This is a genomic window from Bullifex porci (assembly GCF_009695635.1).
GTDB lineage: Bacteria > Spirochaetota > Spirochaetia > Sphaerochaetales > Sphaerochaetaceae > Bullifex > Bullifex porci.
Genome location: NZ_VUNN01000005.1, coordinates 36,105 through 55,307 on the forward strand (window position 1 = coordinate 36,105; position 19,203 = coordinate 55,307).

The 19,203-nt window shown below is 34.4% G+C and carries 21 protein-coding genes and 1 tRNA gene; 15 read left to right on the forward strand and 7 right to left on the reverse strand.

Annotation, left to right across the window (positions count from 1 at the left end; translation table 11 throughout):
• Positions 1-2: 2 nt before the first annotated feature.
• Positions 3-674: a lysophospholipid acyltransferase family protein gene (locus FYJ80_RS04075; RefSeq protein WP_276998994.1), complete on the reverse strand. Its 672-nt coding sequence runs from the start codon at positions 672-674 to the stop codon at positions 3-5.
• A 56-nt stretch (positions 675-730) separates the two neighbouring features.
• Here FYJ80_RS04075 and FYJ80_RS04080 point away from each other — a divergent pair, with 56 nt between their 5' ends.
• The gene (locus FYJ80_RS04080) at positions 731-1,006 is read left to right on the forward strand and encodes a peptidylprolyl isomerase (RefSeq protein ID WP_154424891.1); all 276 of its coding nucleotides are present in this window, start codon (positions 731-733) and stop codon (positions 1,004-1,006) included.
• Positions 1,003-1,443: a ribonuclease HI gene (gene rnhA / locus FYJ80_RS04085; RefSeq protein ID WP_154424893.1), complete on the forward strand. Its 441-nt coding sequence runs from the start codon at positions 1,003-1,005 to the stop codon at positions 1,441-1,443. The genes FYJ80_RS04080 and rnhA overlap by 4 nt, the downstream gene beginning before the upstream one ends.
• Here rnhA and FYJ80_RS04090 read toward each other — a convergent pair.
• Both FYJ80_RS04090 and FYJ80_RS04095 read right to left on the reverse strand, forming a co-directional pair.
• Positions 1,405-2,004, reverse strand: coding sequence for a tetratricopeptide repeat protein (locus tag FYJ80_RS04090; RefSeq protein WP_154424894.1), 600 nt, complete (start codon positions 2,002-2,004; stop codon positions 1,405-1,407). The genes rnhA and FYJ80_RS04090 overlap by 39 nt on opposite strands.
• Positions 1,997-3,058, reverse strand: coding sequence for a uracil phosphoribosyltransferase (locus FYJ80_RS04095; RefSeq protein WP_154424896.1), 1,062 nt, complete (start codon positions 3,056-3,058; stop codon positions 1,997-1,999). The genes FYJ80_RS04090 and FYJ80_RS04095 overlap by 8 nt, the downstream gene beginning before the upstream one ends.
• A gap of 119 nt (positions 3,059-3,177) precedes the next feature.
• On the opposite strand from FYJ80_RS04095, the gene FYJ80_RS04100 reads away from it, so the two are divergent.
• Both FYJ80_RS04100 and FYJ80_RS04105 read left to right on the forward strand, forming a co-directional pair.
• Positions 3,178-3,807 (forward strand): adenylate kinase, encoded by a 630-nt coding sequence (locus tag FYJ80_RS04100; RefSeq protein ID WP_154424898.1) that lies wholly within the window; start codon positions 3,178-3,180, stop codon positions 3,805-3,807.
• A 42-nt stretch (positions 3,808-3,849) separates the two neighbouring features.
• Positions 3,850-5,685: an alpha-amylase family glycosyl hydrolase gene (locus tag FYJ80_RS04105; RefSeq protein ID WP_154424899.1), complete on the forward strand. Its 1,836-nt coding sequence runs from the start codon at positions 3,850-3,852 to the stop codon at positions 5,683-5,685.
• Positions 5,686-5,785: 100 nt separating this feature from the next.
• Here the strand turns inward: FYJ80_RS04105 and FYJ80_RS04110 are convergent.
• Positions 5,786-5,857, reverse strand: a tRNA-Val gene (locus FYJ80_RS04110).
• Positions 5,858-6,049: 192 nt separating this feature from the next.
• Here FYJ80_RS04110 and FYJ80_RS04115 point away from each other — a divergent pair.
• From FYJ80_RS04115 to FYJ80_RS04140, 6 genes are read left to right on the forward strand one after another with little or no spacing between them, the layout of a single operon-like run.
• Positions 6,050-6,859 (forward strand): putative ABC transporter permease, encoded by an 810-nt coding sequence (locus FYJ80_RS04115; protein ID WP_154424901.1) that lies wholly within the window; start codon positions 6,050-6,052, stop codon positions 6,857-6,859.
• A complete protein-coding gene (locus tag FYJ80_RS04120) occupies positions 6,852-7,523 on the forward strand; it encodes a YggS family pyridoxal phosphate-dependent enzyme (protein ID WP_154424903.1) in 672 nt (223 codons plus the stop codon). Before FYJ80_RS04115 ends, FYJ80_RS04120 begins: the two co-directional genes overlap by 8 nt.
• Positions 7,516-7,851, forward strand: coding sequence for a hypothetical protein (locus FYJ80_RS04125; protein WP_154424905.1), 336 nt, complete (start codon positions 7,516-7,518; stop codon positions 7,849-7,851). The genes FYJ80_RS04120 and FYJ80_RS04125 overlap by 8 nt, the downstream gene beginning before the upstream one ends.
• Positions 7,841-8,749 carry an RluA family pseudouridine synthase gene (locus FYJ80_RS04130; RefSeq protein ID WP_154424906.1) on the forward strand — a complete coding sequence of 303 codons (909 nt, stop codon included), beginning with the start codon at positions 7,841-7,843 and terminating at the stop codon, positions 8,747-8,749. The genes FYJ80_RS04125 and FYJ80_RS04130 overlap by 11 nt, the downstream gene beginning before the upstream one ends.
• A gap of 31 nt (positions 8,750-8,780) precedes the next feature.
• Positions 8,781-9,713: a ribosome small subunit-dependent GTPase A gene (gene rsgA, locus FYJ80_RS04135; RefSeq protein WP_154424908.1), complete on the forward strand. Its 933-nt coding sequence runs from the start codon at positions 8,781-8,783 to the stop codon at positions 9,711-9,713.
• Positions 9,710-11,989 (forward strand): endonuclease MutS2, encoded by a 2,280-nt coding sequence (locus FYJ80_RS04140; RefSeq protein WP_154424909.1) that lies wholly within the window; start codon positions 9,710-9,712, stop codon positions 11,987-11,989. Before rsgA ends, FYJ80_RS04140 begins: the two co-directional genes overlap by 4 nt.
• On the opposite strand, the gene FYJ80_RS04145 is transcribed toward FYJ80_RS04140, so the two are convergent.
• The gene (locus FYJ80_RS04145) at positions 11,974-12,840 is read right to left on the reverse strand and encodes a DMT family transporter (protein ID WP_154424910.1); all 867 of its coding nucleotides are present in this window, start codon (positions 12,838-12,840) and stop codon (positions 11,974-11,976) included. The genes FYJ80_RS04140 and FYJ80_RS04145 overlap by 16 nt on opposite strands.
• Before the next feature lie 106 nt (positions 12,841-12,946).
• Here FYJ80_RS04145 and FYJ80_RS04150 point away from each other — a divergent pair, with 106 nt between their 5' ends.
• Positions 12,947-14,212 carry an aconitase X gene (locus tag FYJ80_RS04150; RefSeq protein WP_154424912.1) on the forward strand — a complete coding sequence of 422 codons (1,266 nt, stop codon included), beginning with the start codon at positions 12,947-12,949 and terminating at the stop codon, positions 14,210-14,212.
• On the forward strand, positions 14,209-14,655 hold the full coding sequence (locus FYJ80_RS04155; protein WP_154424914.1) for an aconitase X swivel domain-containing protein: 447 nt from the start codon (positions 14,209-14,211) through the stop codon (positions 14,653-14,655). The genes FYJ80_RS04150 and FYJ80_RS04155 overlap by 4 nt, the downstream gene beginning before the upstream one ends.
• Positions 14,656-14,694: 39 nt before the next feature.
• Here FYJ80_RS04155 and FYJ80_RS04160 read toward each other — a convergent pair whose 3' ends face one another.
• Complete coding sequence (locus FYJ80_RS04160; protein WP_154424916.1) at positions 14,695-16,746, reverse strand: oxidoreductase; 2,052 nt, start codon at positions 16,744-16,746, stop codon at positions 14,695-14,697.
• Positions 16,747-16,877: 131 nt separating this feature from the next.
• On the opposite strand from FYJ80_RS04160, the gene udp reads away from it, so the two are divergent.
• A complete protein-coding gene (gene udp, locus FYJ80_RS04165; RefSeq protein ID WP_154424918.1) occupies positions 16,878-17,654 on the forward strand; it encodes a uridine phosphorylase in 777 nt (258 codons plus the stop codon).
• Here udp and FYJ80_RS04170 read toward each other — a convergent pair.
• A complete protein-coding gene (locus FYJ80_RS04170) occupies positions 17,635-17,937 on the reverse strand; it encodes a GIY-YIG nuclease family protein (RefSeq protein WP_154424919.1) in 303 nt (100 codons plus the stop codon). The two genes, udp and FYJ80_RS04170, sit on opposite strands and share 20 nt — an antisense overlap.
• 119 nt (positions 17,938-18,056) lie before the next feature.
• Here FYJ80_RS04170 and FYJ80_RS04175 point away from each other — a divergent pair, with 119 nt between their 5' ends.
• Both FYJ80_RS04175 and FYJ80_RS04180 read left to right on the forward strand, forming a co-directional pair.
• Positions 18,057-18,641, forward strand: coding sequence for a hypothetical protein (locus FYJ80_RS04175; protein WP_154424921.1), 585 nt, complete (start codon positions 18,057-18,059; stop codon positions 18,639-18,641).
• Positions 18,642-18,652: 11 nt separating this feature from the next.
• Complete coding sequence (locus FYJ80_RS04180; RefSeq protein WP_154424923.1) at positions 18,653-19,195, forward strand: DUF2764 family protein; 543 nt, start codon at positions 18,653-18,655, stop codon at positions 19,193-19,195.
• Positions 19,196-19,203: the final 8 nt, after the last annotated feature.

The window sequence follows — 19,203 nt, forward strand, 5'->3', positions numbered from 1 at the left end:
AATCAGCTCCAAAACCTATTTGTCTTAATATCATTAATTAAGAATTCAACTTCTTTCTTTATCTTTTCAGTAATTAACTCTTCAGCCTTAGCTCTATCATATTTCGCTATTTCTATTTCCTCTTCGAAGGTCATAGGGGCACCAACATTTGCATAGTAATTTTTAGATACAACTGTCATTTCATGTCCAACAAAGCTACTATCCTTCTTTTTAACTCTTCTCATCGGAGCAATTAGTCCAATAGGGATTATTGGTGCTTTTGTTTCTAGATATATTCTAGCAGCTCCCTTTTTAAACTCTAATAGACTATTTCCAGTATTTAGCATTCCCTCTGGAAATATATAGATACTATCACCTTGATTTATATATTCCTTAGCTCTTTGTACAACCTTACTTCGATTTTCCTTATTATTTGCAGGTATTTGGTCTGCTAGAGTTAAATAGGTTTTAAGAAGTGGTACATTAAAGCCTGGACCGATAACCATATGAATATCATCCTTCATAATGGTTGTAACAAAATGAGCATCAGAAGATGAAAAGTGATTAGATACAAAAATTTTAGGTCCCTTTGGAAGGGGACAATAAAACCAAGTTTGGAAATCAAACCTGATGGAAAGGAAGATCTTAACGGCCTTTCTATATACTTGATGTAGAAATCTAGCTCTTTTGTTCACTTTGTTAATATTTACTCTCTATTTTCACTTTGAGTCAATTATGCTAACTTAATCTTATGGAAATGAGAGCAAGTCATATATTAGTTAAGGATAAATCCCTAGCTGATAAATTATATTTAGAGCTTAAGGGTGGTGCAAACTTCCAAGCTCTAGCAAGACGTTATTCAACCTGTCCATCTAAGGAAAAGGGTGGAGATCTTGGATGGTTTAAAGAGGGTGCAATGGTTAAGGAATTTGAGGAAGCTACCAAGCGCCTTAGCTATGGATCTATTTCACGCCCTGTAAGAACTCAATTTGGTTATCATATTATTAAGAAAACAGGTACTAGATGAAGAAGGTTTTAATTTATACAGATGGTGCATGTAGTGGTAATCCTGGCCCAGGAGGGTGGGGTGCTATCTTAAAATATGGTGAAGCAGAGAAAGAGCTTTCAGGCGGTGAGGAGCTAACAACTAATAACAGAATGGAGCTTACAGCAGCTATTAAAGCACTTTCAGCATTAAAGGAACCTTGCTTCGTAGATCTTTATTCAGATAGTAAATACTTAATAGACTCATTTGATAAGGGATGGGTTTATTCTTGGCAAAAGCTAGGCTTTAAAAAGAAGGGTAAGGATGTTCCTAATACAGATTTATGGATAAAGCTGTTAGAGCTATTTAAAATTCATCAGATAAATCTTATATGGGTTAAGGGACACGCTGAAAACGAATATAATAATCGCTGTGATAAATTAGCGGTCAGTGAGTGGAAGAGGATTAAAGGTAATTGATGATAAATCAGGGATTTGTGGCTTTTCATATTTATATTGGTTACCACTATCCTCCTTTTCACTTGTTATAGAAGATAGCACTTCATCGTTAGAGTATAAAACTCTTATAGCATCCTTATTATCCTTTTCATACTTTAATACTAAAGCTGCCATTTTCTTTGCTTTTTCACTTTCAAAGAGAGCTTCATAGTGCTTCATTAATTCTAAAGCAACGGCAGTATGAGCGCTATCTAGCTCAAGAAGCTTTTCATAGGTTCTTTCATATTCAGGATAGTTAAATGTTGCTTTGCAAATATATGCTTTAAGAGTGTAAAATCTTACAATTTCAGGATTTAATTCTAATGCTTTATCAATTATTATTAATGCCTCATCATATCTTCCTTCACTCGTTAGAGCATATGCAAGATTATATGAGGCACTTTTATCAGCTGAATTTTGCTCATATGCTTTATTTAGAGCTGAAAGAGTTTCAGCCTTATTCTCTAATGGTGTGAGTGCTAAATTATCACTCACACTATTAGTAGTACATGAAAGCATTAATAATAATATGATTTCAACCAAGAACAGTTTCTTCAATTTCTCTAACCTGATCTCTATAAAGATTTAGAATACCGCTACCGTAGTCTCCAATTAACTGAATCATATTTCTTGGATTTTCACCATCAACTCCATTTAATCTATCACCAGCATCACCAAGACCTGGTAGGATATAAGCCTTTTCATTAAGTACAGGGTCCATCCAAAGTGTATAAATCTCAGCATTTGGGATTGCTCTAGCAATTCTCATTGCACCCTTTAAAGCAGATATAACATTAATAAACTTAATAGATTTTGGCTTAATACCTTCCTTTTCAAGGTACTTAATAATTGTTACTAAGGAGCCACCTGTTGCATTCATTGGATCTGCAAAAATTAAATCCTTTCCATCAAGCTGCTTAAGATCAAAGAAGGATTTATCAAGGTCGAGAACATATGCCATATTATCTTCTTTCTTTGTTTCATCTCTTTTAATCTTAAAGAGTGCAAAAGGAGTGATGAAACCATCACTTGAGTAATCTTGAATTTCTTTACTCATGATAATAGAAGGAAGAAGAGCTCCACGAAGCATAACACACATTACAGAGTTGTGAATTAAATCATCAACATCTGGAATTCTATGAACTGCATAGTTTTGTGTTGGAATATTAACAGGTGTAATTTGAATAATTGATCTCTTATTCTTAATTACCTTATCTGAATAGGTATGAGCAAATAAGAGCTCATATGCCTTTTGAATGTAATAAACAAACTCATCGTGCTGTGTCTTTGGATCTCTAAGCTTAGCAATTAAGCGTGAGGCAGCACCATGCTGTTCATCTGGTGTTTCAAAGGAATATACGTGAATCTGAGGCTCGTTTGCACATATCTCTTCAAGAGAATGTCCAATTCTAGCAGCATTTTCAGTTAATAGAGTTGCTGCCTTATTTTTGTCATCCTCACTTTCAGCTTTATCCATTAGCTTGCAGCTTTCTAGATATTCATCATATATAGAGTGTACATTTGAAAGCTTAAGCTTATCATCATCTTTCAAAAAGCCATCAAGGTCAGTGGCATGTAAAACTATTTTATTTGACATAATTTAATCTCCAACTAAAGACAATATAAATGAAAAAGATAACTTTCTCCACAACATTCTTTATCTAATTGAGACATTTTGATAATATTATTTCATCTTTAAATTTTAGAAGGTAAAATATGAATATGGTATTTTTAGGCCCTCCAGGAGCTGGTAAGGGTACTATCGCAACTCAAGCAAAGGTTTTTTATTCAATTCCACACATCTCAACAGGTGATTTATTTAGAGCAGAGCAGGAGAAGGGCTCTGAGCTTGGTAACAAGGTTAAATCAATTATCGCAAGTGGAAAGCTAGTTCCAGATGAAATCACAATCGAAGTAGTTAAGCAGCGCTTAAGCCAGGATGACACTAAGAATGGTTTTATCTTAGATGGTTTCCCACGCACTATTGCTCAGGCAGATGCTTTAGCTAATATTGTAAATATTGATGCAGTTGTTAACTTTGTTGTTGATAAGGATGCAGTTGTTAAGAGAATTAGCGGCAGAAGATTCTGTAAGAGTACAGGAAGAACATATCATGTTATCTACAATCCTCCTAAGGTTGAAGGTATCGATGATGAAACTGGTGAGCCACTCTATCAGAGAGAGGATGATAAGCCAGAAAATGTTAAGACAAGACTTGAAGTTTATGATGCTTCAACAGCACCTCTCATCGAGTACTATAGAGCTAAGGGCAAGCTAGTTGATGTAGATGCTTCTCCAGCTCCAGAGGTTGTTTTTGACAATCTTAAGAAGGCACTTACAAAATAATTATTTATTTTATAGAATACCCTCTCAAGAGGGTATTTTTTTATGTTTAAAGATATAATTTCAAGCCAGGTTTCAAGTGAATTTGTCTCACCTTTATTTCCTAAGCAGGGCGATGATGTAGAAATTAAAATTTATACAGGCAATGTAAATGTTTCAAATGTTAGTGCCTTTACAAATAGATTTGGTCTAGAGTGGCGCTATGAAATGAAAAAGGCTGGAGAATACTATAGTTGTATAGTAAAGGCTCCATATAAGGTTGAAAATCTTAGATACTATTTTAGCTTTGTTTATGAGGATAGAACCTACTACCTTTCTAAAAAAGGCTTTACAATGTGGGCTCCTGCTGCAAAAGATCAATACACATTAGTTACAGATTATACATCCCCAAAATATATAGCTTCATCAACCTGCTACCAGATTTTTCCAGATAGATTCTTTAATGGCGATAAGTCTAATGATGTTAAGGATGGTGAATATGAGTTTAATGGGGGAGTTGTAAGTGCACATACCTTTGATGAAATTCCTGATGACTATGAAAAAGCTCGTTGTGTAGATTTCTTTAATGGGGACCTTAAAGGAATTGAAGAAAAGCTTCCTTACTTAAAGGATTTAGGAATTACAGTACTTTATATTAATCCTATTTTAAGAAGTAGAACTGTCCATCGTTTTGACTGCATCGATTACTTTAATGTTGATGAAAAGCTTGGAGGAAATGAAGCTCTTTCCTCTTTAACTAGTAAGGCCCATGAGCTTGGAATAAAAATAATTATTGATATTTCAATTAACCATACAGGAAGTGACCATGAATGGTTTAAGAAGGCTCAAGCAGATTTAAACTCTGAGGAAGCTTCATATTACTATAAAAATAATGATGGAACATTCTTATATTGGCAAAATGTCGATACACTTCCACAGCTAAACTATAACAACCAAAGGCTTAGAGATATTGTTTATAGATCCGAGAATGCTGCTATGAAGAAATTCTTACTTCCACCATATTCTATCGATGGCTGGCGTCTTGATGTTGCTCCTGAGCTTGGTAGAACAGAAACTGACCAGCTATGTAAGGAGGTTTGGAGAGAGGTAAGAGCAAGCCTAAGAGAGGTTAAGGATGATTTATACCTAGTTGGTGAGGATTGGAATGATGCAACAGAATACCTTGAGGGTGATATGTGGGATGCTACAATGAACTACTTTGGTTCAGGACGCTTACTTCGCTCCTGGATGGGAGAAAAGGATCGCTTCCAATGCCAAGGTTGGGGCCATAGTCCTGAATTAGAAAAGTATTCAATGGATGCATATACACTAGCTGAGGCATTAAAGGATACAGAGAATGCATCTCAAGATTTATCTAGATTCTTTAGAATGAATCTTTTTGATAGTCATGATACTCCAAGGCTTCACAATAATCTTTCTATATATAATGAGGATATTTATAATGGTGTTGTTATGGCACTATACATGCTTCCTGGTATGCCTAATATCTACTATGGTGACGAAATTGGTATCGATGGTAAGCTTGGAAGTGTTGAAGCATCACGCTATCCAATGCAATGGAATGAAGAAAAATGGAATAAGAATGTACTTAATGTACATAAGCTTATGGGAAAGCTTAGAAAGGATAATGAAGATTTAGCATTTGCTTCTGCTTACTATATTCCATTAAATAAAGATATTTTAGCAATTATAAGAAAGGGTAAGGAGAAGGGCTATTTACTATTAATGAATAAGAATAATAAAAATTCAAATGTAAAGCTTGATATTTCTTCTTTAAAATCCTACTCAAAGCTAGTTGATATCGAAAATAACCAAAGTATAGATATAAATAGCGAAATAACACTTGATGCAAATAAGAGCAGAGTATTTATAGCTTATTAATTAGTTAATGACTGGTAGCAAAATTATGATAGCTACCAGTTTTTTTATTTGTTCTCTTAAAGATAAAAAAAAGAAGTCAAGCTTTTAACTTGACTTCTAGTGGAGGATATAAGGATTGAACTTATGACATCCTGCTTGTAAGGCAGGCGCTCTCCCGCTGAGCTAATCCTCCAGTTTGTTAAGCTCTTGTCGCTCAACGATGATATTTATACCAGTTTCAAATTTTTTTTTCAATACTATTTTAATAAAAATTTTACTTTTTTTACACAAAATATATTAATTATTGATAGCTTAAATAGTTACATCATAAAACTGACCTAGACAATTATTATTTCTTATTATATTTTTCTTTTGGAGGTTTTATATGTGGACTCTTGATACATTTATTATATCCTTTTTCATTTATTCCTTTATCGGTTGGTGCTGTGAGGTTGTTTATTGTTCTATACCTAAAAAGAGATTTGTAAATAGGGGATTTATGTTTGGACCATATCTTCCAATATATGGAAGTGGTGCTATGGTTGTCTTAACCTTATTAAGACCATTTTATGATAAATGGTACCTAGTATTTATTTTCGGTGTTATAAGTACAAGCATTATTGAATACTTTACCTCCTGGGCTCTTGAGAAGATATTTAAAATTAAGCTCTGGGATTACTCTAAACATCCAATAAATATTAATGGTAGAGTATGTGAATTAAACTCAACACTCTTTGGTATTATGTCATTAGTTTTAGTTTATATAGTTGATGAGCCAGTTAGAGATTTAATTTCTAAAATTAAGCCATTTCTATTAGAGCCTACTGCTATGGTTATTGTTGCTATACTATCTGCTGACTTTGCAACATCAGTTGTTAAGATGAGTGCCTTTAGAAAGGCTGTTGAGGAAATTAACAGAGCTAAAGCAGATGCAGAAGAGAAAATTAAAGCCTTTAGAGCTGAGAATGCTGAAAACATGGCTCTTCTTAAGGAAAAGCTATATAATGATATAGATAATCTTAGAGCTAGATATTATAAGAATGCAAAGCATATATTTAACTCTAACCCATCTCTTACTGGTAGCAAGGATATGCGTTTACTCCTATTAAATGCAAAGCTTGGAATTGAAGAGAGAACAGCAAGATTAAAAGAGCTAAAGAGAATTAGAAAGGAAGAAAAGAGAAAAAATGGTTAAGCTAAATGCTGTACGAGATGATATAAAGAAATTATCTAATAGTGTTGAATTGATGGCCGTAAGTAAAACCCATCCATATTCAGCAATATTAGAGTGCTATGAGCTTGGACAGAGATTATTTGGAGAAAATAGAGTTCAAGAGATTGAGGAGAAGTTTCCTAAAATGGAGGAGCGTCCTCAAGATATGTATTTAGCTTTAATCGGACATCTTCAATCTAATAAGGTTAAGAAGGCTGTCGCTTTGGTTGATAGAATTGACTCTGTTGATTCAATTAAGCTCCTTCTATTAATTAATAAGGAATGTGAAAAGCTTAATAAGGTAATCGATATACTCTTTGAGGTAAACTCCTCAGGTGAAGAGCAAAAGAGTGGATTTACATCTAAAGAGGAGCTATTTGAGGCTGTTAAGCTTTTAAAGGATTTAAAATTTGTACATCTTAGGGGAATAATGACAGTTGGCCCTTTAGGTGATGATAGAGAAAAGAATATTAAAGCCTTTAAATATACAAAGAATATCTTTGATGAAATAAAGAGCTCATATATTAGTGATATTGATATTCTTTCTATGGGTATGAGTGGTGATTACAAAGAAGCTATTGAGTGTGGAAGTAATTTAGTAAGAATTGGAACTGCGATATTTGGTCAAAGGGATTACAATGTTTAAGAAGCTTATAAGCATATTACTAATTTTAATATTTCTTTCATCACCAATTTTTGCTGAAGCAGAGCTATCATATAAGCCATATGGAAAGGATGAATTTCCAATATGGACTATGAAGCTTAGGAGAGCTGAATCTATTTTCTTTGGCTCCCTAGTATTAACGCTACCAATTACATCGCTAGTTTGGAATCTTTGTGAAAATAATGGATTAATTACAAAAATTGATAGACCTATGGATAAATTTCTCTACCAGCTTGGTGTTGCTTCAGGGCTATCACTTTGTATCTCAACAGCCGATTGGATTATAGGAGAATTCTCAAGTGATAACTGAGAAAAATGTATCCTTTAAGTCTGAAGAGGATGGAAGAGTTGATAAGGTTGCTTCAGCTATAGTTCCAAGATCTATTTTTTCTCAAGCAGATACAATAATTAAGGTTAATGGAAAATCTGTAAAGAAGAGTCAGAAAATTAAGCAAAATGACTTTGTTGAAATCCTTTACAAGGAAGAGACCTTTGAAGGTCTTGAGGCTGAGGATATTTCTCTTAATGTAATTTATGAGGATGATGCAATTTTAGTTATTAATAAGGATTGTGGAATGGTAGTCCATCCAGGAGCTGGAAATCATTCTGGAACAGTTGTTAATGCACTATTAAATAAATTCGGTGATGGCTTTAAAACAATAGATGATGAGGATAGCTCACTAAGACCAGGTATAGTTCATCGCTTAGATAAGGATACTAGTGGCGTATTATTAATAGCAAAAACAAGAGAGGCTCATCAGGAGTTATCAAACCAATTCTCAGTACATTCTAATGAAAAGATTTATATTGCAATCTGTAAGGGCTTTTTTGATAAAAAAAGAGGTACTATTAATAAAAACATCGTAAGAAATGAACAAAATAGAAAGACCTTCACAGTTACAGATGAAGATAGAGGAAAGAGTGCAATTACTCACTATACTGTATTAAGACAGTTTGATGGATATGCACTTGTAAGAGTTAGAATTGAAACTGGTCGTACTCATCAAATAAGAGTTCATATGAAGAGTATTAATCATCCAATATTAGGTGATGTAATTTATTCTAGAAAGGACTCAAAATTTGATGTTAACCTTTGCTTACATGCATTTTCTTTAACAATTGATCATCCTGTTACAAAGGAGAGGATGACATTTAGAGCAAAGATGCCAACAAGAATTAGAGATGTAATAAAAGAACTCTCTATTTGAATTTTTTTTCTAATAGGGTAGACTCAAAAACATGTTAGGAACTATTCACAGAGCAATAAATAATTTATACACCATAGCTGCAGAGGATGGTAAAACCTATAGCTGTAAAATAAAGGGTAAAAAGCTTCCTCTAGAGGAGTATGAATATAATCCCTTAGCTGTAGGAGATAATGTTGAATTTACTCCTTATTCAGATAATGAAGGGCTAATATTATCTCGATTAGATAGAAAAAGTGTCTTTAGACGTTGGAATATAAAGCTTGAGAAGAACCAAACTATTGCAGCTAATATGGATCAGGTTGCAATTGTTACCTCTGCCTATGAGCCACCCTTTAGACCTCGCTTCTTAGATAGAGCTCTAACCTGCGCTAGTGGATGTGATAAAATTATTGTTATGAATAAGTGTGACTTTGACTTAACAGAATATGAGTTTGAGCGTTGGGCACTTTATCATAAGCTAGGGTATAAAATAATTGCTGTAAGTGCTAAAACAGGTGAAAACATCGAGCAATTAAAGGATTTACTTAGAGGTAAGGTTACTGCATTTGTAGGTCAATCAGGAGTTGGGAAATCAACATTAGTCAATTTAATAATTGACCCAGAGGTAAAGCAGGTAACTAATGAAATAAGTGAGAAATATCAACGAGGTAGGCATACAACTAATCATGCACTTTGGTTTGAAAGAGATGACATAAAAATTATTGATACTCCGGGTGTAAGAGAGATGCTTGTTCCACTAGAGGATGTTAAATTACTCTCTGATGCATTTCCTGAGTTTAGTAATTTTAAATGTGCCTATAATGGTTGCTCACACATCGATGAGCCTGGCTGTGGTGTTAAAGCAGCATTAGATGAGGAGAAAATTGATTTTGATAGATATGAATCCTATGTACACCTTTTTGAGAGTATTAAGGAAAGAACTCCTCAATGGTCTAGAACGAAATTTAGGAAAAATAAGCAATGATTAATAAGCAAGCATTAATAGATTTAGAGCTTGATAGTGTTTTATCTTTAGTTCGTCATCATAGTATTTGTTCTAAAGGTAAGGAAAGTATTACAGAGTCTCTTATCACAGATAATTTAAGCTTAATAAATGAAAGAGCTAATAAAATAGATGAGCTAATTGCACTTATAAAAATAAAGGGTGAAAGTGTAAATTACTTTGTAGCTATTGATAATATATTTACTTATAAAAATTCAGCATCCTTTGATGGAAAGGATATTTATAGTGTAGGATGCTTTTTATCAGCTATTCCCTCATTAGAAGCTTTTCTATCAAAAGAGCTTATTGATAAGGATTTAATTGAATTAAAGGATAATATCTCTCTTTCTATCGATGAGGATGGATTAGTTAAGGAGACTCATCCATTACTTTATCCTCTATATAAAAAGGTAGAAGAGACTAAGCAAAGAAGACAAATATATAGTCAAAATTTTCTATCCTCGCACCTTGATGCTGCGCAGAATTTAAATGCAGTTTATAGAAATGAAAGAGTAGTTCTCCCAATTAAGAGAGAAAAGAGAGGGGATGTTGAAGGGTATATTCAAGGCTCATCACAATCTGGTGGAACTCTTTTTATAGAGCCATTTGAGCTTGTAGAATTAAATAACCAAGTAGTTTTAGCTGAGGAAGAGATAATCAGGATGAAGCAAAAGATACTACTTGATATCTCTTTAAAAATTCGATCCCACCTAGATGCTTTAAGGTATTTAGATGAATTTGTCACAGATTTTGATATTCATTACTCTGCAGCTTGCTTTGTAATTAAAAATAAGGCTGTGAGAATTGAATCTTCAAAATCTATAAAGCTCATTAATGCAAGACATCCATTACTAGGTAAAAAAGCGGTTCCTATTACCTTGTGTCTCGATGAAAGCACTAAATGTGTTGTTCTTTCAGGTGCTAATGCAGGTGGTAAAACAGTTTCAATGAAAACTGTAGCGCTCTTTACACTTTTGAATCAAATATTTGGCTTTGCACCATGTGAGGAGGGCTCAGCGCTTCCAATTTACTCTAATGTTTATACAGATATTGGTGATGGACAATCTATAAGTGAGAACTTTTCTACGTTCTCTCATCATATGTCTAATGTTGCTTATATTACTAAAAAAGCAGATGAAAGCTCCTTAATTCTTTTAGATGAATTAGGCTCAGGCACAGACCCTCAGGAGGGCTCTGCCTTAACAATTGCTCTATTAGATAGCTTAATGAAGAAGGGCTCAACTGTATTTATTACTAGCCACTACTCAACTGTAAAGATGCATGCATACAATACAGATTTTATGATGAATGCTTCTATGGAATTTGATGAAAGATCATCGATGCCAACCTATAAAATTATCCCAGGTCTTCCTGGTGAAAGCCATGCAATAGAAATTGCTAAGAGGATGGGAGTTAGTAAGGAAGTAATAGCAGCTGCAAAGGAGAATTTAGGCTCAACAGCTAATGTTACAAAGCTGATGAATGAATTAAGTGGTAAAAATAGAGCACTTGATAGAAAGATTACCCAATTAGAGCTTGAAAAAAGAGAGTTAATAAAAAGAGAAAAGGAAGCTGAATTAATAAAGCTCCAAAATGAAAGCCTTGAAAAAAAGCTTAGAAAAGAGGGTGATATAGAATTAAATAAATTCTTAAATTCAGCTAGAAAGGAGCTTGAGCGTCTAGTTCACGATGTCTCTACTGGAAAGCTAAATAGTGAGAAAACTAAGAATGTTAAGCAATTTATAAAGAAGCTTGAAAACAAAGCTAATGAGACTCATGAAAGAGTTAAAAGTGAAGAGGAAGAGGAAATTAATTCAATTGAATATGATTTCAAGGAGGGCGATGAGGTTCTCTGCGGCTCATATTCTAGACGTGGTATAATTCTAAAGGATTTAGGTAAGGGAAGATACCAGGTTGCATTAGATAATATTAAAATGACCTTAACAAAGAAGGAATTACAGCCAGCTAAGAAGGAGGAAATAAAATTCTCTTCTTCCTATAAAATATCTGCAGTAAAGCCTTCTCTTGTTATGGATGTAAGAGGCTTAACATTAAAGGAAACTTTAGAAAAGCTTGATACCCAGCTGGAGGGGTGCTTAGTTTATAACCTATCCTCATTCTCAATTATTCATGGCTATGGTGATGGAATATTATCACGTGGTATCCATGAATATTTAAAGAAGCAAAAGGATGTTAAGGATTATCGCTTTGCAACTCCTGAGGATGGAGGAATGGGTAAAACCTATGTATTCTTTTGAGGTAGCTGGGCATACACAACAAAGATAAATACTATAAAACATCCAAGTAATTCCTTTGCACTTAATGTATCACCTAAAATAACCCATGCTGCTAGTACACTAAATACAGATTCTAATGATAGTACTAGAGTTGCTATTGCTGGATGAATATATTTTTGTGCAATTACTTGGAGTGTGTATGCAATACCACAGGAAAAAATACCTGCATATAAAAGTGGAATTATAGCTTTAATAATTAAATTTAAATCTATTTTTTCACTTATAAGAGCACCAAATAAGCAAATTACACCGCTCACAAAGAATTGTAGGCAGCTAAGTGTAAGTCCATCTGTTTCTTTGAAATAATCAATAATAATTATATGAAGTGCAAAGCCTATTGCACAGAGTAATAAAAAGATATCACCTCGTTCTAGGCTAAAGGTTTCATTAATACATAGTAGATACATACCTACAATTGCACCTAATGCACAGATAAAATTTCTTTTTGTGAGCTTTTTACCCATTAAAACTAAGATAAATGGAACAAAGATATTATATAGGCTAGTAATAAAGCCACCCTTACCAGCACCTGATGAGCCAACACCAATTTGCTGTAGTACAGATGCTATAGCTAATGCAACTCCACAGCTTAAGCCTGCTTTAATTGCTGTGATATCCTCCTTCTTTGTTATTTTTCTCTTTTTCCTACTATTTAAAACAAATGGAAGCAAAACTGCTGATCCAATGAAAAATCTTACAAAGTTAAAGGTAAATGGTCCAAGATAATCACTTGAAACATCTTGAGCAACAAAGGAGCAGCCCCAAATTAGAGCTGTAAGTAGTAATAATAGTGTAGCCGTTTTCTTATTCATGGCCACGAATAGTAACATTTTCTTAATTTTCATTAAATATATAGGAAGTTATTTTGACAAAAAAGTTTTATATGTTAAAATAAATAAGTCTTTTAGGAGGATTCAAATGCAACTTACACAAAGACAGCAAAATATCTATGACGGTAAAGAGGGCGAAGTAAAGGCTAAAATCATGAAGACTCTTGTCATGTATGGTGAAGCCTTTGGCGCTACAAGAATGGCTGATATCACCTCTGATAAGGGGCACTTAGTTACTAGCTTTGGTTTATCTGTTATGAAGCCAGTTTATGAGCTGATGGATAAGCTAATTGAAAGCAATGCAATTTCAACACAAAAGTTTACAGTTGATCCAAAGCCACTAGATCCAAATGTTCCAAAGAACTTTTTACAGGAAATCTTCTTTAAGGTTATGTACTCAAAGCAAAAGGATTACGATGAGCAGCTAAAGAAGCTCGGTATCGTTGGCGACGATGGATATACATGTACCTGTTATATGGATGAGGTTGGTAATATTCCAAAAGAAGGGGATATTCTTTCCTGGGCAGAGAGCTCAGCTGTTGTATATGCTAATAGTGTATTAGGTGCTAGATGTAATAGAAACAGTGGTATCTTCGATCTTTTTGGCTCAATAGTTGGCTGTGTCCCATATTTTGGTTTATTAACAGATGAGGGTAGAAAGGCTACCTGGCTAATTGAGGTTAAGACAAAGGCTAAGCCTGAGGCTCAATTACTTGGTTCTGCTATTGGCATGAAGGTAATGGAGGATGTTCCATATGTTGTTGGCTTAGATCAATATTTTAAGGATCTTGATGATGCTAAATCCTACCTTAAGGATTTTGGTGCAGCTACAGCTTCAAATGGTGCAGTAGGTCTATATCATATTGAGAATTTAACACCTGAAGCAGCAAAGCAAAAGAGAGCATTGCTTGCTGAAAACTATCAAACCTATGTCATTGATGATGCAGAGCTTGAAAGAGTTGAAAAGAGCTATCCAATTATTTGGAAGGATAAAAATGCAAAGCCTAAGCTTGCGTTTATTGGATGTCCACATCTATCTATTAACCAGCTATATGATTGGGCTCATAAAATTGAAGAAAGCTTAAAGAAGAAGGGTAATAAGAAGGTTGTTATTCCTACAGTAATGACAGCTGCTCCTGGAGTAGTTAATGAGTTTAAAAAGAGTAGAGAGTATAGTGTATTAGTTGATAGTGGAGTAATTATCTCATCTATCTGTCCACTTATGTATATGAATAACCCTCAATGTGGAAAGATGCCAGTTATTACCTGCTCTAATAAGCTAAGAACCTATACTAGCTCAAAGTTTATGAGAGAGGATGTATTACTTGACACTATTACTGGAGGTGCACTATGAAAAAAGAATTTAAGGGTAGAGTAGTTGTTAAGGGTAATGTAAAAGCTGAAGCCTTAGTTTCTCATGGTGGCTTTAATACTCTTGCTTCCTATCAGCATTCATTAATGTTTGGTGATAAGAGTGCAAAGTGCTCAGACCAGAATAATCCAGATTTATATAACAAGCCAATGGCAGGTAAAGCACTATGCCTTCCTCAAACAATTGGCTCTACTACTGGTGGCTTAGTTCTATATTGTGCGGCATCAATGCAGAGACAGGCTGCATGCTTGCTTTTTAGTAAGCCAATTGACTCACTAGCTGCTGCAGGTGCAATACTTGCTGATGTTTGGACAGACCATTCTATGCCTACTATTGATAACTTAGGAGATGAATTTTTATCCTTTGTTCAAAGTGGTGATTCAATAACTGTAAAGGATGATGGAACAGTTATTGTAGAGAGATAAATTAAAGACAGCTCAATGCGAGCTGTCTTATTATATATCTTAAATTTTCATTGCAGTTTCATATGCTTTCCAAATAACTGTTCTAAGGTTACCAACTTTATTACAGTCTCCAATAAGATGAACATGTGAGCTCTTCTTTGCTATTGGAGAAGGAATATAACCAGTACTCATAATTACTGAATCAACAGCAATATCTTGTTTGTTTCCATTTTTATCCTTAATAACTATTGAATTATCCTTTACTTCATCTAGAAGAGTTTCTAAATAAACTGGTGTCTTCTTTAACTCAAAGTACTCTCTTAGGTACGATGAGTTTGCAAGACATACTCCCTTTTGAGAGATTAAATCATCCTTCATCTCAACAATTATAGGATTTTTACCTTGAAGTATTAATTCATATGCAATTTCACATCCAGTAAGACCACCACCTATTACAGCAACTGTGTTACCTACCTCTTTTCCAGATAAATACTCACAAGCCTCAATAGTTTTATCAATTCCCTTGATATTTAATCTTCTTGGCTTAGCTCCTGTTGCAATAATTACATCCTTACCCTTAAAGCTACTAATATCCTTAATTTCACTATTTAAATGAATTTCGATATTAAGCTTATCCATTTGTCTAATGTACCAAGCAAGCAAATCTCTAAGCTTTCCCTTATAGCTTTCAGCAGATGCAGCAATAAATGTTCCACCAAGCTTTGATGACTTTTCATAAATAATAGGGTTGTGGCCTCTCAGCTTAAGAACTCTTGCTGCTTCCATTCCACCAATACCACCACCAACTATGATGACATCCTTACACTTATTTGTCTTTACTATCTTATGCTTATTCCACTGCATAGTTTCAGCATTAACTGCACAGCGTGCAAGACCAAGAGAGTCAAATAAATCCTGGTCATTAGCAACTCCCTTATAGTGACACATATTAAAGCATCCATTATGACACAAAATACAAGGTCTAATATCATCTGATTTATCATTAATTAGCTTAGTAACCCACTCCTGGTCTGCAAGGAAGCTTCTTGCAAAGCCAGCTCCATCTAGCTTTCCAGCCTCTATTTGCTCAGCTGCTAAATATGGGTCTAATCTACCGGCACAAACAATAGGAGCTGAAGTAAATTTCTTAATATGTATAGCATCCTCAAGATTACAGTTTTCAGGCATGTAAATAGGTGGGTGAGCCCAATACCAAGCATCATATGTTCCATTATCGCAGTTAAACATATCGTATCCTGCATCTGTTAGGTACTTTATAGCTCTCTCACTTTCTTTAAGATCTCTACCAACCTCTTTATAATCCTCTCCTGGGAGTGCTCCTTTTCTAAAATCCTTAGTTTTTGAAACTATTGAGTATCTTAAGGAAACAGGGAAATCCTTTCCACAAGCCTTTTTAATACCTTGAACAATTTCTACTGCAAAGCGATATCTATTTTCAAATGAACCGCCATATTCATCTGTTCTCTTATTTACATATCCAAGTGTAAATTGATCTAAGAGATAACCTTCATGTACTGCATGTATCTCAACGCCATCAACACCAGCATCCTTTAATAAAACAGCTGATTTAACAAAGGAATCTATAATATCCTTAATTTCCTTTTTAGTTATTTCTCTTGATGGAACCTTATCAGACCATCTATTTGGAGAAGGGCTAGCAGTTGCTGTTATCTTATCAAGATTCATTATTGGCTTTGAAAGTACATTTAAGACCTTATTTGTATAAAGCATCTCCATCATTGGAGAAATAGTAAAGGATCTACCAAAGCCAGCAGTAAGCTGTACAAATAGCTTTGCTCCTGTTTTATGAAATTCAGGCATCCAGGCCTTAAGATCATTAAACATCTTTTTATTCTTATGAAGCCATTGGCCAAGCATAGGATTATAAACTGGCTGACAACCAGGCAATACTAAGCCTACATTATTTTGAGCTACTCTCATAATGAACTCAGCACCAGCTTTATCAAAGTGATTCTTTTCCATCCAGCCAAATAGGTCTGTTCCACCCATACTTGTTAATACAATTCTGTTTTTGATTTCAAGCTTATTAATTTTCCATGGTGTAAATAAAGGTTGTAATCTTTGATCCATTTATTTTGACACTCCTAAATAAGATTGTCAAAATTATATCATAACATCATCAAATCAAACAACTTAAATTATGTAATTGCTTTTAATAAGTCTTACAGTATAATTATTCATATCTAATTTTGGGAGGCTATATGTCTGATTACATGAATGGAACTGGGATACAATATCATTTACATATTAAAAAGGGTGATGTTGGTAGATATGTTATCCTACCTGGAGATCCTAAAAGAGTTCCTTTAATTGCAAAGTATTTAGATGATGCAAAGCTAATTGCAGATTCAAGAGAATATGTCACATATACTGGATATCTTGATGGAGAGATGGTTAGTGTTACTAGTACCGGTATTGGTGGTCCATCTGCTTCAATAGCAATGGAGGAGCTTTATAAGTGTGGTGCTGACACATTTATTAGAATGGGTACCTGCGGAGGAATTGCTCTTCCTGTAATTGGGGGAGATGTTGTTATTGCAACTGGTGCAGTTAGAATGGAAGGAACAAGCCGTGAATATGCTCCAATTGAATTTCCAGCAGTTGCAGATTTTGATGTAGCATTAGCTTTAAGAACTGCAGCCAAAAAGCTTGGCTTAAGACACCATATGGGAGTTGTTCAATGTAAGGATAGCTTCTATGGTCAGCATGACCCAGATATTATGCCTGTTAGCTATGAGCTTAAGAATAAATGGGAAGCCTGGAAGCGCCTTGGTGTTTTAGCATCTGAAATGGAGTCAGCAGCACTATTTACAGTAGCAGCAAGACTAGGAGCTAGATGTGGCTCTGAATTCTTCGTAGTTGGTAACCAAGAAAGAGAGGCCTTGGGTATGGATAACCCAAAGCTTCATGATACGACTAATGCAATTAGAGTCGCAATTGAGGGTGTAAGAGAGTTAATTAAGCTTGATAAAGAGTAATTCCTTTATCTGTAAAGGCTTTAATAGTTTCTTCAAGGAGGGCATTTAGCATGTCCTCCTTTTCACATTTACTCACTAAATCAATTACAAATAGCTCTAAACCTGTAGCTGTGTAATCCTTTTGAAGCTCATGATTTGGATGAGCTCCTAGATCGAGCATGAACCTTTGCTCTGCACGTGTTTTTATTATATCCTTAGTAATTCCAAAATAGGATTTATCTGTCTTTAGGTTGTAGATTCTAAATATTCCCATTTCTTTCTTTCCAATTAGATAATCATTCATACAATCTCCAAAAAATGAAACACAAAGTTATTATTTTTTCAGTTTCCTTTCAGTTTTATTTATATTATCATAAATAATGAGATTTTTTTGATCTATTATTAAAATTAAGGTGGACAAAAATGGAACAACAGATTCAGGATTTGGTTGCTTCTATCAAAAAAGAAGGTATAGAAGAAGCTAAAAAACAGAGTGCTGAGATCCTTGCATCTGCTAAAGCAGAGGCTGAAGAAATTATCAAAAAGGCAAAGGCTGAAGGTTATAAGATTATTCAAGATGCAAAAAACAGTGCAAAGTTAGAAGCTGAAAGTGCAAAAGCTCAGATCGTTCAAGCTGGTAGAGATGTTACATTATCTTTAAAACAAAGTGTTGAAGCCCTTTTTAACAAGATTCTCGTAGATGATTGTAAGAAGGCTATGGATGCTTCTTTATTAGCACAATTAATTACTCAAGCTGTAAACGCTGATTTAAACGGAGTTACAGCAGAGATTCCTGAGGGCTTAAAGGACGATGTAGTCAAGGCTCTTAGCAGTGAGGTTGCAAAGCTAGTAAAGCAGAAGGATTTCCTAAAGGAAAGTAAGGGTGTACTTTCAGGAATCAAGCTTTCAAGCAATGATGGTTCAGGATATATCGATATGTCTGCAAGTGAGTGTGCTCTTCTTGTTAAGCCATATCTTTCTGAGAGATTAAGAGAGCTTATTGGCTGATAGGACAGCTTATGGGTAATTATTACTATCTAGTACCAACACTTCCAGCTCTAAAAAGTGATATGAATGAATATATGAGTTTGGATGATTTCCTCAAGCTTTGTAAGGGATATTTATCAAAGAAGGATTATGAGATTTTGTCTCATGCAACATTAAATGGTAGTGATGAGGTAAAGGGAAATCATTTTATAAAGGAGTTTTCTCACTTTAGATCTATGGTTGATAGCGCACTCATAGATGAGAGAGCAAAGAAGCTAGGACTTAATGACGATGAATATGTCAATAAGGGAGAAAAAGAAAACCGCATAAGAGAAGTAGTTAAAAAGGCTGTTTATTCAAATAATCCATTAGAAAGTGAAAAGCTAATACTTAAGCTTTACTGGGATTTTTTAGAAAAGGAAATAGGTCTTGGACATTATTTTGATTTAACCTTTTTAATTAGTTATGCGCTTAGATTACAAATCCTTAAACGACTATCCGTCTTTACGTTGGAAAAGGGTAATGAGGAGTTCTCAAAGCTCTTTGGCACATTGAAAGAGGAAATATTCCGCTAGAGGTAGAA

Bases quoted from the DNA above. Each gene is read 5' to 3' on its own strand.
- FYJ80_RS04080 (WP_154424891.1), top strand. From the start codon at position 731: ATGGAAATGAGAGCAAGTCATATATTAGTTAAGGATAAATCCCTAGCT.
- FYJ80_RS04095 (WP_154424896.1), bottom strand. From the start codon at position 3,058: ATGTCAAATAAAATAGTTTTACATGCCACTGACCTTGATGGCTTTTTG.
- rnhA (WP_154424893.1), top strand. From the start codon at position 1,003: ATGAAGAAGGTTTTAATTTATACAGATGGTGCATGTAGTGGTAATCCT.
- udp (WP_154424918.1), top strand. From the start codon at position 16,878: ATGTCTGATTACATGAATGGAACTGGGATACAATATCATTTACATATT.
- FYJ80_RS04175 (WP_154424921.1), top strand. From the start codon at position 18,057: ATGGAACAACAGATTCAGGATTTGGTTGCTTCTATCAAAAAAGAAGGT.
- FYJ80_RS04140 (WP_154424909.1), top strand. From the start codon at position 9,710: ATGATTAATAAGCAAGCATTAATAGATTTAGAGCTTGATAGTGTTTTA.
- FYJ80_RS04120 (WP_154424903.1), top strand. From the start codon at position 6,852: ATGGTTAAGCTAAATGCTGTACGAGATGATATAAAGAAATTATCTAAT.
- FYJ80_RS04170 (WP_154424919.1), bottom strand. From the start codon at position 17,937: ATGAATGATTATCTAATTGGAAAGAAAGAAATGGGAATATTTAGAATC.
- FYJ80_RS04145 (WP_154424910.1), bottom strand. From the start codon at position 12,840: ATGAATAAGAAAACGGCTACACTATTATTACTACTTACAGCTCTAATT.
- FYJ80_RS04125 (WP_154424905.1), top strand. From the start codon at position 7,516: ATGTTTAAGAAGCTTATAAGCATATTACTAATTTTAATATTTCTTTCA.
- FYJ80_RS04160 (WP_154424916.1), bottom strand. From the start codon at position 16,746: ATGGATCAAAGATTACAACCTTTATTTACACCATGGAAAATTAATAAG.
- FYJ80_RS04150 (WP_154424912.1), top strand. From the start codon at position 12,947: ATGCAACTTACACAAAGACAGCAAAATATCTATGACGGTAAAGAGGGC.
- rsgA (WP_154424908.1), top strand. From the start codon at position 8,781: ATGTTAGGAACTATTCACAGAGCAATAAATAATTTATACACCATAGCT.
- FYJ80_RS04155 (WP_154424914.1), top strand. From the start codon at position 14,209: ATGAAAAAAGAATTTAAGGGTAGAGTAGTTGTTAAGGGTAATGTAAAA.
- FYJ80_RS04100 (WP_154424898.1), top strand. From the start codon at position 3,178: ATGAATATGGTATTTTTAGGCCCTCCAGGAGCTGGTAAGGGTACTATC.
- FYJ80_RS04105 (WP_154424899.1), top strand. From the start codon at position 3,850: ATGTTTAAAGATATAATTTCAAGCCAGGTTTCAAGTGAATTTGTCTCA.
- FYJ80_RS04115 (WP_154424901.1), top strand. From the start codon at position 6,050: ATGTGGACTCTTGATACATTTATTATATCCTTTTTCATTTATTCCTTT.
- FYJ80_RS04180 (WP_154424923.1), top strand. From the start codon at position 18,653: ATGGGTAATTATTACTATCTAGTACCAACACTTCCAGCTCTAAAAAGT.